The sequence below is a fragment of the Melghirimyces profundicolus genome (genome assembly GCF_003054245.1).
Taxonomy (GTDB): domain Bacteria; phylum Bacillota; class Bacilli; order Thermoactinomycetales; family DSM-45169; genus Melghirimyces; species Melghirimyces profundicolus.
Genome location: NZ_QBKR01000010.1, coordinates 78514 through 93023 on the forward strand (window position 1 = coordinate 78514; position 14510 = coordinate 93023).

A 14510-nucleotide genomic window follows, 5' to 3' on the forward strand; every position below is an offset into this window, starting at 1 on the left:
TTTTCACGGTATGCCCGCCAACCGCTGTACGGCGGGCTTTTTTCCGTTTTCCGGGGTGATATTTGGCACAACCGGTTCGTACACTGTTTAAAAAGACGGAGGAGGCGCAAACTTGGTTGGCAGCAACCGGATCAGGGGATGGTTGGCGGCGGTGGTGTTGGTTCTCACCCCGGGTTGCACTTTCGGGGACCTTCCCGCCGGCGGGGCCGCCGGGGAAGAGAGGATGGATCAAGATCCCACCGAACGGCTTTTTCAACGAATCGATCAGCAATTGGCCCGTCCCGTATACGATTTCAGCCTGGCCATCGATTCTTTCGAATTCACGGGACAACAGAAAGGGGAGAACTGGTCGCTTCAGAGCAAACATGAAACAGAAAAGCCGGTTCGGGTGGTGAAAAAAGGAAATACCATCACCCTGACCCACGGCGACCAAACCGAAAAATTGAAAACCCGCCAATTCGGCCTTCTCTCCCCCCGGGATCACCTGGAATTGGTGAAAGCTTCGGTGCTTCGGGTGAAACTTCTCCCCCCCGATCCAAAGGACGGCACCAAGGGGATGAAAGCGGTGTTGTCCAGCGAGGAAATCGGGGACAAACTGGGGCATTGGATGGGTCATTCTTTTGAATCCGGCGCGGCTTTTCAGGCCTCCCGAAAATTCCGGGTGGTCTACCGCTTCCGGTATCATCCCCGAGAGGAGGGGTTGGACCGCCTGACCCTTCGGATTGAGCCCCTGAAGGGGAAAAAGGGGAGGCAAAAGATTGAATACCGTTTTGAAAAACCTTGAGAACGTTCAAGGTTTTTCTTTTCCCAGATTTATCCTTAACACGATGGGTATATATATTATGATATACTATTACCAGTCGGCTCAAACAGTAGAGTAGAAAGGGGGCTGGGCATCAGTGAACATCCGCTGGAGGATTGCGGTATTGACTCTGTTTGTCAGCCTCTTTGCATTATTTGGAGGTTTTTACGGATATCAATGGTACAACGTGGAAAAACCGATCCGCGAAACGGTCGAGCATACACCCCATGTTCATTTGAAAACCCTGTCGGTTCAACCGGACCGCATCACCCTGCGATTCAAACCGGACCCTGAATTTTCCCTGGTGTCGGATTATCTTCCCCTGCGGGAGAAAGTGAAAGCCCACGCCGGGGACCGGAAACTCGACATCCATTTCGCCGACCGGCCGGATTCGTCACTGCGGGATGCTTGGAACCGGATGTCCTTCGGCGTGAAGGAAGGGATCGCCCACCGCCGTTACACGGCCATTCCCGAAACGGTGGAGAAGGTGGCCAAAAAGGAAGGCATCCGATACCGCCTGAGTATGGACGCCGGGTATGTCTATGTTGAACTGCACAAGGGAGACCGGTTTTTGTATCAAGTGCTTCCTCTGAATAAAGCGGAAGGGGAGGTGAACAATAATGGGTAAAGGAATTGCGATCGGAGTTGCTCCGGCCCTCCTCTTGTTCCTTGTCCACCTCGGTTACAGCCCCCTGCCGCTGATCGTGCTGGGGGGCCTTCTCGGGCTCATCTATTATTTTGTGCTCCGTCCCGGCGGCCAAATGAGCATCGGCCGAAGCAAGCGGTTGCAACGGAAAGACTCCGTCCCCCACATCTCCTTCAGGGATATCGGGGGTCAAAACCGGTCCAAAAAAGAACTGGAAGAGGCGCTGGATTTCTTGATTCACCGGGACAAGACCCATCATTACGGCATCCGTCCCATCAAAGGGATCCTGTTGTCGGGGCCTCCCGGAACCGGTAAAACCCTGATGGCCAAAGCGGCCGCCCATTATACCGACTCGGTGTTCGTGGCCACCAGCGGAAGCGAGTTCGTGGAAATGTATGTGGGGGTCGGGGCTCAGCGGATCCGGGAACTGTTTCAGGAAGCCCGGAACCAGGCCAAAAAAAACCGGAAAAACAGCGCCATCGTCTTCATCGATGAAATCGACGTGATCGGTGGACAACGGGAAGGGGCCCAACACCGCGAATACGATCAGACACTGAACCAGCTGTTGACGGAGATGGACGGCATCAGCACGAACCAGGACGTCCAGATACTGGTGATCGCCGCCACCAACCGGAAAGACATGTTGGATTCGGCTCTGTTGCGCCCGGGTCGGTTCGATCGGCACATCACCGTCGATCTGCCGGACAAACAGGCCCGGATCTCCATCCTGAAACTTCACACCCAAAACAAACCCTTGGCCGAGGATGCCGACATCGTGCAAATTGCCGATGAAACCTTCGGTTTTTCCGGTGCGCAGCTGGAGAGCCTGACCAATGAAGCCGCCATCTATGCGCTTCGGGACAACAGCGACGTCATCCGTCAGGAACACCTCTCTCAGGCGATCGATAAAGTGATGATGGGAGAGAAGACCGACCGGGAAGCGACCCAGGAGGAGCGGGAACGGGTGGCCATCCACGAACTGGGCCACGCGATCGTGTCTGAGTGGGTCCGTCCCGGCTCCGTGTCCCAGGTTTCCCTGTCTCCCCGGGGACAAGCTCTGGGATACGTGCGTCATCATCCCGGTCAGGACCGATACCTGTACACGCGAAAACAGATCGAAGACCAAATCATGGTCTGTCTGGCGGGAGCGGCGGCGGAAGAGAAAGTATTTCAGAACCGGTCCACCGGCGCCCAAAACGACTATGAACAGGCCAACCGGTATATCCGTACGATGATCGATGCGGGACTGTCCGATCTGGGCATCATCAACAAAGAACTGGTCAGCAACGAGACCCTGCATAATGAATCCGCCAAAATCCTGAAGGAATTACACGAAAAGACCGTTCAGCTCCTGAACCAATACACCCGTGTGTTCGAAGAAGCGCTCTCGGTCCTGCTGAAGGAGGAAGTCCTTTCGGGGGAACAATTCCGTCGATTGCTGAACGAATACACCACCCAACCATCCGCCACCACCGGCAGCGGATAAGGTCGGACCGAAAGGAGAATCAGTCGTGTCGGATTTTCAGCATATCGTGGTCTATGGTGGTGGCACGATGGGCCAGGGCATCGCCGAACTGCTTTCCAAAAAGGGGTTTGAAGTGACCGTCATCGAAAAGACCCGGGCTCTGGCGAATCAAGCACGGCACCACATCGAGCTGAGCTTGAACAAGCAGCTTTCCAAATGGGGGATCACCCAGGCGGAAAAGAAAATCATTCTGTCCCGGATTGACTTCACCAATGAGGATACCGTCCTGGAACGGGCCGACTTGGTGATTGAAACGGTAACGGAGGATCTGCAGGAGAAGAAAAAGGTGTTTGACCGTTGTGACCGGTTTTGTCCGATGGACGCCATCCTGTCCAGCAACACCTCCACCCTCAGCCTGACGGAACTTGCGGCCGTCACCCGTCGACCGCAACGGGTGATCGGCCTTCATTTTCTCCACCCGATTACCCGGCTGGATCTGGTGGAGGTTGTGCGTGGCCTGAAAACGGAGGAGGAGACGGTTCGGCGGATCCGTCAATTTTTGGAGAAATTGCACCTCACCGCCATCGAAGTTCACGAGTCACCCGGGTTCGTAACGACCCGCCTGATCGTCATCCTGATCAACGAAGCGCTCTACACCCTGATGGAAGGGGTGGCCACGCCGGAGGACATCGACACGGCCATGATCCGGGGGTACCAATTTCCCTACGGGCCCCTGGAAATGGCCGACCGATTCGGTCTGGACTCGGTCCTGGCCTCCATGGAACGCCTCTTCCGGGAATACGGGGACCCCAAATTCCGTCCGGCCCCTTTGTTAAAAAAGATGGTGTGGGCCGGTCAACTGGGGGTCAAGACCGGAGAGGGATTCTTCCGATACGATGAGGACGGGGACCGGCTCAGGGAGGACGTCCGATGAATGTTCTGGTCATCAACTGCGGAAGTTCGTCGATCAAATACCAGCTGTACCGTATGGAAACGGAAGAGGTCCTCTCCAAGGGGTTGGTGGAACGGATCGGCTCCGACCGTTCCATCGTCCATCACACCGTGAATGGACGGGAGCCCTGGGTGGAAACCGCGGAAATTCTGGATCACCGTCAGGGACTTTATCAGGTGCTGGCCCTCTTGACCGACCCGGAAAAGGGGGTACTGGAGGATGCCGGGGATGTGGATGCCGTCGGGCACCGGGTGGTACACGGAGGGGAGAATTTTTCCTCCGCTGTTGTGATCGATCAGGAGGTGTTGCGCGGCATCCGGCAGAACGTGGATCTGGCTCCCTTGCACAATCCTCCCAACCTTTCGGGCATCGACGCGGCCCGGCACAACCTTCCCCATGCCACCCACGTGGCCGTCTTCGACACGGCCTTTCACCAGACGATGCCGGATTATGCGTATATGTACCCTCTCCCCCGGGTCCTATACCAGAAACACCGGATCCGCCGCTACGGATTTCACGGCACATCCCACCAATACGTCGCCGAACGGGCGGCGGAATTTCTCGGCCGGCCGCCGGAAGAGTTGAAGATCATCTCTTGTCATATCGGGAACGGGGCCAGTTGTACAGCGATCGAAAAGGGCCGATCCGTGGACACGACCATGGGAATGACCCCCCTGGAAGGTCTGATGATGGGAACCCGTTGCGGGGACATCGATCCGGCGATCGTTCCCTATGTGATGGGAAAGGAAGAGTTGACCCTGGCCGAAGTCAACTCCATGATGAATAAACACAGCGGATTATTGGGGGTTTCCGGGATCTCCAGCGATATGCGGGAAATCTCCGAAGCTGCTTTCAACGGGGACAAGTACGCCCGGCTGTCGCTGGAGATGTATACATACCGTCTTCGGAAGGCGATCGGTTCCTATGCGGCGGTGATGGACGGGGTGGACGTCCTGATTTTCACCGCCGGTGTCGGGGAAAACGCTTCTTTGGTCCGGGAGTGGACCTGCCGGAATTTGTCGTATCTGGGCCTGGAACTGGATCAGGAGAAAAACGCGGATTTGCCGAAAGGTCCCCAGAGGATCAGCACGGACCGCTCCCGGGTGAATGTTCTGGTCATCCCCACAGACGAAGAACTGATGATCGCCCGGGAAACCCGACGGTTGGTCCAGCAGGAAGAACAAGGTTGATTGCCTGTGATACAATGGGGGTGGACAGATCGAACAGAGAGGAGAAACCATTCGGAATGAAATTATCCCGACGGGTACAACAGTTGACTCCTTCCAAAACGATTGAAATCACGGCAACGGCCAAAGCATTGAAACAGGAAGGCCACGATGTGGTGGTGCTGGGAGCCGGTGAGCCCGACTTCAACACGCCGGAACACATCCTGGATGCCGCGGTGGAGGCGATGAAAGAGGGCCGGACCAAGTACACCCCGGCCGGCGGCGTGCCCGAGCTGAAGGATGCGATCACGGAAAAGCTTCAGCGGGACAACGGCTTGACGTACAGCCGGGACGAAGTGATCGTCACGGTCGGGGCGAAACATGCGCTGTACAACCTGTTCCAGGTGATCCTCGACCCCGGTGATGAGGTGGTCATCCCCTCTCCTTACTGGGTGAGCTACATCGAGCAGGTGAAGTTGGCCGGCGGCGTTCCGGTGGTGATCGACGGAACAGAGGAGAACGGCTTCAAGATCACGCCGGAACAGCTGAAGTCGGCGATTACCGAGAAAACCGTCGCCTTTCTGATCAACAGCCCTTCCAACCCCACCGGGGCGATGTACCGTGAGGAGGAACTCCGTTCCCTGGGGGCCGTCTGCCAGGAGCACGATCTGCTCATCGTCTCCGATGAAATCTACGAGCACCTGATTTACGGGGACGAAAAGCATACCAGCATAGCGGCAATCAGCCCGGAACTGAAAGTGCGGACGGTGATCATCAATGGGGTTTCCAAAACCTACTCCATGACGGGGTGGCGGATCGGATACGCAACGGGAGACGCCCGCATCATCCGGGCGATGTCGGGCTTGTCCAGCCACAGCACCTCCAACCCCACTTCCGTGGCCCAGTATGCCGCCCTGGAAGCCCTCAGGGGAACCCAGGAGCCGGTGGGTGAAATGCTCGCCGCATTCCGAAAGCGGCGGGATTATGTCGTCGACCGGATCTCCCGCATGCCGGGAATCCGCTGTAACGTACCCCAAGGTGCCTTCTATGTCTTCGCCAACGTGATCGATGCGGCCCGAAGCACCGGCTACCCCGACACCGACCAATGGGTCAAGGCCCTCCTGGAGGAAGAGAAGGTGGCCCTGGTCCCGGGGGCAGCCTTCGGCTCCCCGGACCATGTCCGCATCTCCTACGCCACCTCGATGGATCAATTGGAAAAAGCGATGGATCGCATCGAGCGGTTCGTCACCTCTTCCTGACCTCTTCCCCCCTGTCCGGCGGACAGGGGGGATTTTCTGTGCCGAGCCCGGGCCAAGAAAGCTCATGTGGCCCGGGCACAAGACTTTCGAGGAATGGAGGACGGTTTGCGACTGACTTTTGAGAACTCACATGCGGGGTGCCACCGGCTGATTCGGTGGATTCGAACCCTCGCATGAGAAAACGCACGTCCTGTTCAGAGTGGAACCAACCGGCCACTACGGACTCCCCTTGGCTCAACTCCTGAGTTCAACCTCCAATTCGCCAAGCTACCATTCCCGAGATTGTTTCACGAGGCGATTTAGCCGAAGCAAATGCCATTTAGTCCTCTAGTCGGAAAACATCATGCAGGGAATTCAACACCCCTCTTGTGTGGATTGTTTGTTTGGCCGCTTACGATTTCCACAAGAGCGGTTGAGTTCCTTTTCTATTGGCTGCGTTTTTCAGGGGAAACTAATTAATATGGAGTATACTCATCGAGTTTTCCCGGATCGATAGATCTGTATTAACCGGTATGTAACCTAATTGCCTGCCCATTGACACAATTTGGCCTTTGTGATGAAACTCATGAGTTGTAGTCTTCCGGAGTTAATGTTTCACAATACTCAAACAACACTTCCCTGGTCCAACGAATCCAGTCATACTGTTTTACTAATACATTCATTGATTTCACTCTCCTCAATGGATTTTGGGATTTTGATTTTTAGATAATTCCGGAAGGGGGAGAAGACCGCCTCCCGGGAATCGGCAAAAAAAAGCCGCTTGTGGCGGCTTCTTCAGTGCAACTCCCGGAACAACCCGATCACACGGCCAAGAATCGTCACTTCGGGAAGGAGGAGCGGTTCCATCTGATCGTTTTCCGGTTGAAGGCGAACGTGATCTTTTTCTTTGTAAAAGCGTTTGACGGTGGCTTCATTGTCCGGGGTCATGGCCACGACCATGTCTCCGTTGTCAGCGGTCTGCTGTTGCCGGACCAGCACATAGTCCCCGTCCAGCACGCCGGCGTTGATCATACTGTCCCCGCGGACGGAGAGAAGAAAGACCGTGTCTTCCGGGCCGACCAACCGGCGGGGGAGGGGGAAATATTCCTCCACATTTTCCACGGCGGTGATCGGTTCCCCGGCAGTCACTTTCCCCACGAGGGGAACCAGGGCCGTGTGGGCGGCCAGGTCGGGCATCTCCCGTGCTTCTTCGCCCAGCACTTCGATAGCCCGGGGTTTGGTGGGGTCCCGCCGGATCAATCCCTTCTTTTCCAACCGGGCCAGGTGGCCGTGGACCGTGGAGCTGGAAGCCAGACCGACCGCTTCCCCGATTTCCCGGACGGAAGGGGGATAGCCTTTCTCCCGCACCTCCTGCTTGATATAATCCAAAATGGCCTGCTGCCGCGGTGATAACTTACTCACATGATCCTCTCCTTTCCGTGTGGTTCCGTAGGTGCCCGAACATATGTATTTCTTTCAGTATACACGATGACCTCAAAAAGCACAAACATCAGTTCGAAGTTCTCATCAGAAATGCCTTTTTGGGTCCACCCGCAATTGAAAAACCAGACACGACCTGACACGGTGTTTTTCATCTCAGGTTTGACAAGATATTAGCTGAGTTGGACTCCTTTTCCAGCTCGTGACGAGTTGACAGTTTCAGATATACGGAGTAGTCTGTATGTAACCGGTTACATCATTCGTCGGTTTTTTTACTTGAGTGTGTGTAACCGGTTACAGACGGAGGTTCAGAGGCTCAATGACAACGATTCGAGATGTCGCTGCCCGGGCGGGGGTTTCCGTGGCCACTGTTTCCCGGGTCCTGAACGGAAGCGGATATGTAGGCAAAGATACGGAAATTCGTGTGAAAAAAGCGATACAGGAGTTGAATTACCGGCCCAACACCGTCGCCAGAAGTCTGGCCAACCGAAAAACAGGGACCATTGCGGTCATTCTGCCGGACATCATGAACCCGTTTTTCTCGGAACTGGCCCGGGCGGTGGAGGATACGGCGCGGGACGGGGGCTTTACTGTCATCTTCTGCAACTCCGATGATCTGGGTACGAGGGAGCAGCACTATATCGAAGTGCTCCGACAGAAATACATCGATGGAATCATTTTTGCTTCCAATTCCATGGGAGAAGACGATATCGTGTATATGAACGAAAACAGGATCCCCATCGTCGTGCTGGACCGCGCCCCGGGCAAAAGCGGTTGCACCGTGATCCGTTCCCAAAACGCCGCAGGTGCGGTGATGGCGGTGCGTCACTTGATGGAAACGGGGTGTCGTAAAATCGCCCACATCGCCGGACCCGGAGAATTGATCACGGCACAGGAACGTTTGAGAGGATACCGGAAAGCGGTGAAAGGGTTCACGTGGTTTGATGAGTCCCTGATCGTCCCCGGCCATTTCTCCATCCGCGGAGGGGAACGGGCGGTTTCCGGGTTGCTGGAACGTCATCCGGATGTGGACGGTATCTTCGCCGGCAACGATCTGATGGCGATCGGCGCCCTGAAAGCCCTGCAAAGGATGGGTCGCAAAATCCCCCGCGATATCTCGTTGTGCGGATTTGACGGAGTGGAGATGTCGGAATGGACGGAACCGGAGTTGACCACCATTGCCCAGCCGATTTACGAGATGGGCCGAAAAGCGGCGACCCACCTGATTGCAAGGATTCGGGGGAAAGCGGTGAAAGAGGACATCCTGGAACTGGATGTCCGCCTTGTCGAGCGGAACTCCACAAGGAGGCGAAAGAATTGAAGCAAGGACGTGTGGCGGTGATCGGAAGCCTGAATATGGACGTGGTGGTTCAAACGAAACGCCCCCCCCGAATGGGGGAGACCGTGATGGGGGAGACGGTCCATTTCATCCCCGGGGGCAAGGGGGCGAACCAGGCCGTGGCCGCGGCGAAGCTGGGAGCGGAGACGAGCATGGTCGGGGCGGTCGGGGACGATCCCTTCGGCCAATCGTTGGTGCAGTCGCTGCAGGAAAACGGGGTGAAGGCCAAAGCGGTGAAAACCGTACCCGGTTTTCCAACCGGGGTGGCCACCATTCTGCTTTCCGGAGGTGAAAACTGCATCGCCGTGGTTCCCGGAGCCAACAGTCAGTGTCTCCCTGCCGACGTGGAAGCGCACCGGGAGCAAATCGCAACGGTCGACGTCGTCCTCCTTCAACTGGAGGTTCCCCTGGAAACCGTTTTGGCTGCCGCCCGGACCGCCAAAGAGCTGGGAAAAACCGTGATTCTGAACCCGGCCCCTGCCCGGGAACTTCCGAAGGAACTGTACCGCCTGTCCGATGTCATCACCCCCAACCGATCCGAGCTGGAATTTTTGACGGAACGGTCCGTGGAAGGAGACGGGCTGCAACAGGCGATGAACCGGCTCCGGGAGAGGGGGGCGGGATGTGTCGTGACGACGCTGGGGGACCGGGGAGCCGCCATTCTCTCGAAGGAGGGATTTCAAAGGGTGCCGGGCCATCCGGTGGAAGTCGTCGACACCACCGGTGCGGGGGACGCCTTCAATGCCGGATTGGCCTGCGGTCTGTCCGAAGGGATGGACCTCTTCCGGGCGGTCGGGTTTGCCGGCCGCGTCTCCGCCCTGGCCGTCACCCGGCTGGGAGCGCAGGAGGGGATGCCGGGCCGCAGGGAAGTGGAGTCCTTTATCCCCGTTGAAAAGGAGGAGGGAGACCATTGAAGAAGACCACCTTGCTGAACAGTCACCTTTCCCGTGTCATCAGTGAACTGGGGCACACCGACCGGATCGTGATCGGGGATGCGGGTCTTCCCTCGCCGGAGGGAACGGAACGGATCGATCTGGCCGTTTGTCCGGGTGTTCCCGGGTTCCTGGAAACCCTGAATGCGATCCTGTCGGAGATGGAAGTGGAAAGAGTGATGGTGGCGAAAGAGACGGCGGAAGTGAGTCCCCGACTGGAGCAGGAGTTAAAAGGAATCCTTTCGGAAGTCGAGTGGGAACACATTTCCCATGAAGAGTTGAAAAACCGTTCCCGGAGTGCGAAAGCATTGGACCGCACCGGGGAATTCACGCCATACGCCAATGTCATTCTTCAGGCCGGAGTCGCTTTTTGAAAGAAGGTGAGACCATGACAGCTCCGCTTTTGGAGATGGAGGGGATTCAAAAGGAGTTCTCCGGTGTGCGGGTGCTCTCCGATGTACGGTTTTCGCTCCGTCCGGGAGAAGTTCACGCGCTTATGGGAGAAAACGGGGCCGGAAAGTCCACCCTGATGAAAATTCTGGGGGGAGTGTACGAAAAGGACGGGGGAACGGTGCGGATCCACGGTGAGGAGCGGGAGATTGCCAATCCGCGCCGGGCCGGCTCACTGGGAATCGCGATGATCCACCAGGAATTGAACCTGATCCCCCATCTCACGGTGATGGAGAACCTGTTCCTCGGACGGGAATTCGTGTACGGCCGATCCGGATGGATCCGGTGGGAACGGATGCGGAAGGAGTCACGAAACTGGCTGGAACGGCTGGGGGTGGACATCGATCCGTCCCGGAAGGTGGGAGAGTTGTCTGTCGGTCAGCAACAGATGGTGGAGATTGCCCGGGCTCTCTCCCTCGAAGCGAAAATTTTGGTGCTGGACGAGCCGACGGCGGCCCTGACCAACCGCGAAATCGACTCTCTGTTTGAAGTGATCCGCTCTCTCCGAAAGCAGGGGGTGGGGATGGTGTACATTTCCCACCGAATGGAGGAAATCTTCGGAATCTGCGACCGGATCACGGTCCTCCGGGATGGGGAGTACGTCGGCACCCGTTCGGTGGAAGAGACGGACATGGATGAGCTGGTGCGGATGATGGTGGGCCGGGAAGTTCAAAACCGCTATCCGCGTCAACCGGTGGCACCGGGGGAAGAGCGTCTTCGTGTCGAGGGTTTGACCCGCCGGGGGGAAGTGGAGGACATTTCGTTTTCGATCCGCGCCGGTGAAATTGTGGGTCTGGCCGGTCTTATGGGAGCGGGACGCACGGAGACGGCGCGGCTGATTTTCGGGGCCCGCCAACCGGATCGCGGGAGTGTTTGGGTGAGCGGGGCGAAAGTTCGGATCCGAAGGCCGGAAGACGCCATCCGCCACGGGATTGCTTTCGTCACGGAAAACCGAAAGGATGAAGGGCTGGTGTTGCCGCTTTCCGTCCGGGAAAACCTGTCTCTTCCCAATCTGGCGGCCCTGTCCTCCAAGGGCATCATCCGCGGCAGGAAAGAAGAGAGTCTGGCCCGGCAGCAAGTAGAGCGGTTGTCAGTGAAAAGCGCCGGGTTGGAACAGGAGGTCAAGACACTCTCCGGAGGAAACCAGCAAAAAGTGGTGATCGGCAAGTGGCTGGCCACCTCGCCCCAAGTGCTGATCCTGGATGAACCAACCCGGGGGGTGGATATAGGGGCCAAGGAAGAGATTTACCGCCTGATGGACCGCCTTGCCCGGGAGGGAATGGCCATTCTCCTCATTTCTTCGGACCTGCCGGAAGTGCTGGGGATGAGCGATCGGGTGCTGGTGATGCACGAAGGTCGGCTCAACGGTGAATTTACACGTGAAGAGGCAACCCAGGAAAAAGTGATGACGGCTGCCTCGGGAGGTGAAGTGACATGCAGACTCCCTTGAATCCTTCAGCCACCCGGGTGGGTCTGGCACAAAAACTGGGTCCACTCCTGGGGCTCGGGATCATCGTGGTCGTTTTGTCGATTATCAGCCGCGATTTCCTGAGTTTCACCAATATCTTCAATGTTCTGCGGCAGATTTCCATCAACGCTCTCCTGGCTTTCGGTATGACCTTTGTCATCCTGACCGGGGGGATTGATCTCTCCGTCGGGTCCATACTGGCCCTTTCCGGTGCTTTCAGTGCCGGGATGCTGGCCGGGGGCATGGATCCGTTTCTGGCCGTGCTGACCGGAGTGGCGGCGGGGACTTTGATGGGGGCCGCCAACGGGGTGCTGGTAACCAAAGGGAAAGTGGCGCCCTTTATCGCCACGTTGGCTACCATGACGGTTTACCGGGGGCTGACCCTGGTTTACACCGAAGGGCGTCCCATCGCTTTTAACAACGATGTTTTTGCCATGCTCGGGAAAGGTTATTTTCTCGAAATCCCGATCCCGGTTCTCTGGATGCTCGGTTCGTTTTTGATCCTGTACTTTGTGCTGAAAAACATGACCTTCGGCCGTCACGTTTACGCCATCGGAGGAAATGAAGAAGCGGCCATGCTCTCGGGGATCCGAACTCATCGGGTGAAAATCGGTGTCTACGCCATCAGCGGGTTCTTCTCTTCACTGGCCGGGATCATCCTGACCTCCCGGCTCAGTTCCGCCCAACCGACGGCCGGTACCACCTACGAGCTGGACGCCATCGCCGCCGTGGTCCTCGGGGGAACCAGTCTCGCCGGTGGACGGGGATGGATCACCGGAACCCTGATCGGGGCGATGATCATCGGCGTGTTGGACAACGGTCTCAATCTGATGAATGTCTCCTCCTTCTACCAACAGGTGGTCAAAGGGGGCGTCATCCTCCTGGCGGTCTTACTGGACCGTTCCCAGAAATCCTGATTCGGACTGAACTTTTCCTATTTCAAACGAGGGGGAATCGAAATGAGGAAAATGGGGCTCATGTTGTTGGCCGCGATGCTGGTCTTCGGTGTTCTGGCGGGCTGTTCCAGCCAATCCACGCTGGAACAGGAAGAGAAGAAAAAGGACGACAACATCAAGATCGGGCTGTCCGTCTCCACTCTGAACAACCCGTTCTTCGTCTCCCTGAAAGAAGGAGCGGAACAAGCGGCCAAGAAAGCCGGAGCGGAACTGGTCGTTGCCGACGCACAGGACGATAACGCCAAACAGTTGAACGACGTGGAAGACCTGATTCAGAAAAACGTGGACATTCTGTTGATCAACCCCACCGACAGCAAAGCCATCGCGACCGCAGTGGAATCCGCCAACCAGTCCAATATCCCCGTCATCACGGTGGACCGGGAAGCGGAAGGGGGAAAAGTGGTGGCTCACATCGCTTCCGATAACGTGGAAGGTGGGAAAATGGCCGGCGAGTTCATCCTCGAACAGCTGAACGGAAAAGGGAATATTGTCGAGCTGGAAGGAATCCCCGGGACTTCCGCAGCCCGTGACCGGGGTAAAGGATTTCACCAGGCGGTAGACGGCAAGGACGGGGTGGAAGTGGTCGCTTCCCAGCCGGCCAACTTCAACCGGGCCAAAGGCTTGACCGTGATGGAGAACATTCTGCAGAGCAAAGACGACATTCAGGCAGTTTTCGCTCATAATGACGAAATGGCTCTGGGAGCCGTCCAAGCCATCCAGTCCGCCAAAAAGGACATCCTGGTCGTCGGCTTTGACGCCACCGATGATGCCGTGAAAGCTGTTAAAAAAGGGGAAATGGGAGCCACCATCGCCCAAAAGCCCTCCGAAATCGGAAAAACGGCCGTGGAAGTCGCCGTGAAAGCGGCCAAAGGAGAAAAGGTAAAGAAATTTTATCCTGTGGAACTGGAACTGATCACGAAATCATGAACCTTAACTGCCCAAAAGGGCGGTTGAGTTAATGACAAAGCCCTGGGCCGAATTTCGCCCAGGGCTTTGTCCGGTTTCGGCGATGAAGGAAGTCGATGGTACCCGAAAGTGGCCGTGTAGACAGCCAAGTAGCAGGACTCATCTCCAGAAGCGTTGTGATTTATTGTCAGGCTCAGAAGAGGCGAAATAGCAACTTTGTCCTGCCCAGCGGAGAATCAGCCAACAAGGGTTTCAGGAGCAAAAGCTTTTCTGTGTTGCATCCGCAGGCGTTTTGCCCCTGCCCGCAGCAGGAAGATTCGGAGCGGACCGTGCAACCATTCCTGCAGGACAGCATCCAGTGGTTATTTTATTCTATCTGAATAAGTCCTAAAAGGAGATTACCATGGAAGCAAACAAGAAGATGGAGATGTTTCAATTTTTAGCGGGTATTTTCCACCAAGATATTGAATCAACTGAAAAGGCGTTGGAGGAATACTTGGAAGAGAACTCAACAGAAGTTATTAAGCAGGATGCAGAGTTGATACAACAATTCATGGATTGGGAAGCGTCTGAGAATGAGAAAAACGAATTCATCGAACAACATACTTGGATTTATTTCCCTGAAATGAAACAACCCCCAATCTCGTGGTTAAGGGACGTAAAGAGCCTAATGTTAAAAAAGGTTAACGAATGAAACAAAAGACCTCCTTCATATGAAAAGGGTGGCTATCCGATAATTGGTGATAAGGC

General features: G+C 56.3%; 14 protein-coding genes and 1 pseudogene. 13 read left to right on the top strand and 2 right to left on the bottom strand.

Translation table 11 applies throughout. From position 1 onward, the window contains the following. Positions 1 to 112 precede the first annotated feature (112 nt). From C8P63_RS08710 to C8P63_RS08735, 6 genes are all read left to right on the top strand, one after another. Entirely contained in the window at positions 113 to 784 is a 672-nt protein-coding gene (locus C8P63_RS08710) for a hypothetical protein (RefSeq protein ID WP_108023250.1), read from the top strand. A 115-nt stretch (positions 785 to 899) separates the two neighbouring features. Beyond that, positions 900 to 1430, top strand: a complete 531-nt coding sequence (locus tag C8P63_RS08715; protein ID WP_108023252.1) for a hypothetical protein — start codon at positions 900 to 902, stop codon at positions 1428 to 1430. Then, positions 1423 to 2934 (top strand): AAA family ATPase, encoded by a 1512-nt coding sequence (locus C8P63_RS08720; protein WP_108023254.1) that lies wholly within the window; start codon positions 1423 to 1425, stop codon positions 2932 to 2934. The genes C8P63_RS08715 and C8P63_RS08720 overlap by 8 nt, the downstream gene beginning before the upstream one ends. 25 nt (positions 2935 to 2959) lie before the next feature. After that, complete coding sequence (locus C8P63_RS08725; RefSeq protein ID WP_281258696.1) at positions 2960 to 3847, top strand: 3-hydroxyacyl-CoA dehydrogenase family protein; 888 nt, start codon at positions 2960 to 2962, stop codon at positions 3845 to 3847. Beyond that, positions 3844 to 5055, top strand: coding sequence for an acetate/propionate family kinase (locus C8P63_RS08730; RefSeq protein WP_108023256.1), 1212 nt, complete (start codon positions 3844 to 3846; stop codon positions 5053 to 5055). The genes C8P63_RS08725 and C8P63_RS08730 overlap by 4 nt, the downstream gene beginning before the upstream one ends. A gap of 56 nt (positions 5056 to 5111) precedes the next feature. Beyond that, the gene (locus C8P63_RS08735) at positions 5112 to 6290 is read left to right on the top strand and encodes a pyridoxal phosphate-dependent aminotransferase (protein ID WP_108023258.1); all 1179 of its coding nucleotides are present in this window, start codon (positions 5112 to 5114) and stop codon (positions 6288 to 6290) included. A gap of 451 nt (positions 6291 to 6741) precedes the next feature. Here C8P63_RS08735 and C8P63_RS08740 read toward each other — a convergent pair. Together C8P63_RS08740 and lexA are read right to left on the bottom strand one after the other, a co-directional pair. Further along, a pseudogene (locus C8P63_RS08740) lies at positions 6742 to 6876 on the bottom strand (DinB family protein); the annotation flags it as partial. 188 nt (positions 6877 to 7064) lie between these two features. Beyond that, positions 7065 to 7691, bottom strand: a complete 627-nt coding sequence (gene lexA, locus C8P63_RS08745) for a transcriptional repressor LexA (protein WP_108023260.1) — start codon at positions 7689 to 7691, stop codon at positions 7065 to 7067. 337 nt (positions 7692 to 8028) lie between these two features. Here lexA and C8P63_RS08750 point away from each other — a divergent pair, with 337 nt between their 5' ends. From C8P63_RS08750 to C8P63_RS08780, 7 genes are all read left to right on the top strand, one after another. Then, positions 8029 to 9030, top strand: a complete 1002-nt coding sequence (locus tag C8P63_RS08750; RefSeq protein ID WP_108023262.1) for a LacI family DNA-binding transcriptional regulator — start codon at positions 8029 to 8031, stop codon at positions 9028 to 9030. Continuing rightward, positions 9027 to 9962: a ribokinase gene (rbsK, locus tag C8P63_RS08755; protein ID WP_108023264.1), complete on the top strand. Its 936-nt coding sequence runs from the start codon at positions 9027 to 9029 to the stop codon at positions 9960 to 9962. Before C8P63_RS08750 ends, rbsK begins: the two co-directional genes overlap by 4 nt. Further along, positions 9959 to 10354, top strand: coding sequence for a D-ribose pyranase (rbsD, locus tag C8P63_RS08760; RefSeq protein WP_108023266.1), 396 nt, complete (start codon positions 9959 to 9961; stop codon positions 10352 to 10354). Before rbsK ends, rbsD begins: the two co-directional genes overlap by 4 nt. A gap of 14 nt (positions 10355 to 10368) precedes the next feature. Next, on the top strand, positions 10369 to 11880 hold the full coding sequence (locus tag C8P63_RS08765) for a sugar ABC transporter ATP-binding protein (protein WP_108023333.1): 1512 nt from the start codon (positions 10369 to 10371) through the stop codon (positions 11878 to 11880). Then, on the top strand, positions 11865 to 12815 hold the full coding sequence (locus tag C8P63_RS08770; RefSeq protein ID WP_108023268.1) for an ABC transporter permease: 951 nt from the start codon (positions 11865 to 11867) through the stop codon (positions 12813 to 12815). The genes C8P63_RS08765 and C8P63_RS08770 overlap by 16 nt, the downstream gene beginning before the upstream one ends. A 42-nt stretch (positions 12816 to 12857) precedes the next feature. Beyond that, positions 12858 to 13781: a ribose ABC transporter substrate-binding protein RbsB gene (rbsB, locus tag C8P63_RS08775; RefSeq protein WP_108023270.1), complete on the top strand. Its 924-nt coding sequence runs from the start codon at positions 12858 to 12860 to the stop codon at positions 13779 to 13781. Positions 13782 to 14163: 382 nt separating this feature from the next. Next, positions 14164 to 14454, top strand: coding sequence for a contact-dependent growth inhibition system immunity protein (locus tag C8P63_RS08780; protein ID WP_108023272.1), 291 nt, complete (start codon positions 14164 to 14166; stop codon positions 14452 to 14454). The last annotated feature ends 56 nt before the right edge of the window (positions 14455 to 14510 follow it).

Excerpts from the sequence above, each read along its gene's own strand:
- C8P63_RS08720 (WP_108023254.1), top strand. The coding sequence starts at position 1,423 with ATGGGTAAAGGAATTGCGATCGGAGTTGCTCCGGCCCTCCTCTTGTTC.
- C8P63_RS08730 (WP_108023256.1), top strand. The coding sequence starts at position 3,844 with ATGAATGTTCTGGTCATCAACTGCGGAAGTTCGTCGATCAAATACCAG.
- C8P63_RS08735 (WP_108023258.1), top strand. The coding sequence starts at position 5,112 with ATGAAATTATCCCGACGGGTACAACAGTTGACTCCTTCCAAAACGATT.
- C8P63_RS08750 (WP_108023262.1), top strand. The coding sequence starts at position 8,029 with ATGACAACGATTCGAGATGTCGCTGCCCGGGCGGGGGTTTCCGTGGCC.
- C8P63_RS08765 (WP_108023333.1), top strand. The coding sequence starts at position 10,369 with ATGACAGCTCCGCTTTTGGAGATGGAGGGGATTCAAAAGGAGTTCTCC.
- C8P63_RS08770 (WP_108023268.1), top strand. The coding sequence starts at position 11,865 with ATGCAGACTCCCTTGAATCCTTCAGCCACCCGGGTGGGTCTGGCACAA.
- rbsB (WP_108023270.1), top strand. The coding sequence starts at position 12,858 with ATGAGGAAAATGGGGCTCATGTTGTTGGCCGCGATGCTGGTCTTCGGT.
- C8P63_RS08780 (WP_108023272.1), top strand. The coding sequence starts at position 14,164 with ATGGAAGCAAACAAGAAGATGGAGATGTTTCAATTTTTAGCGGGTATT.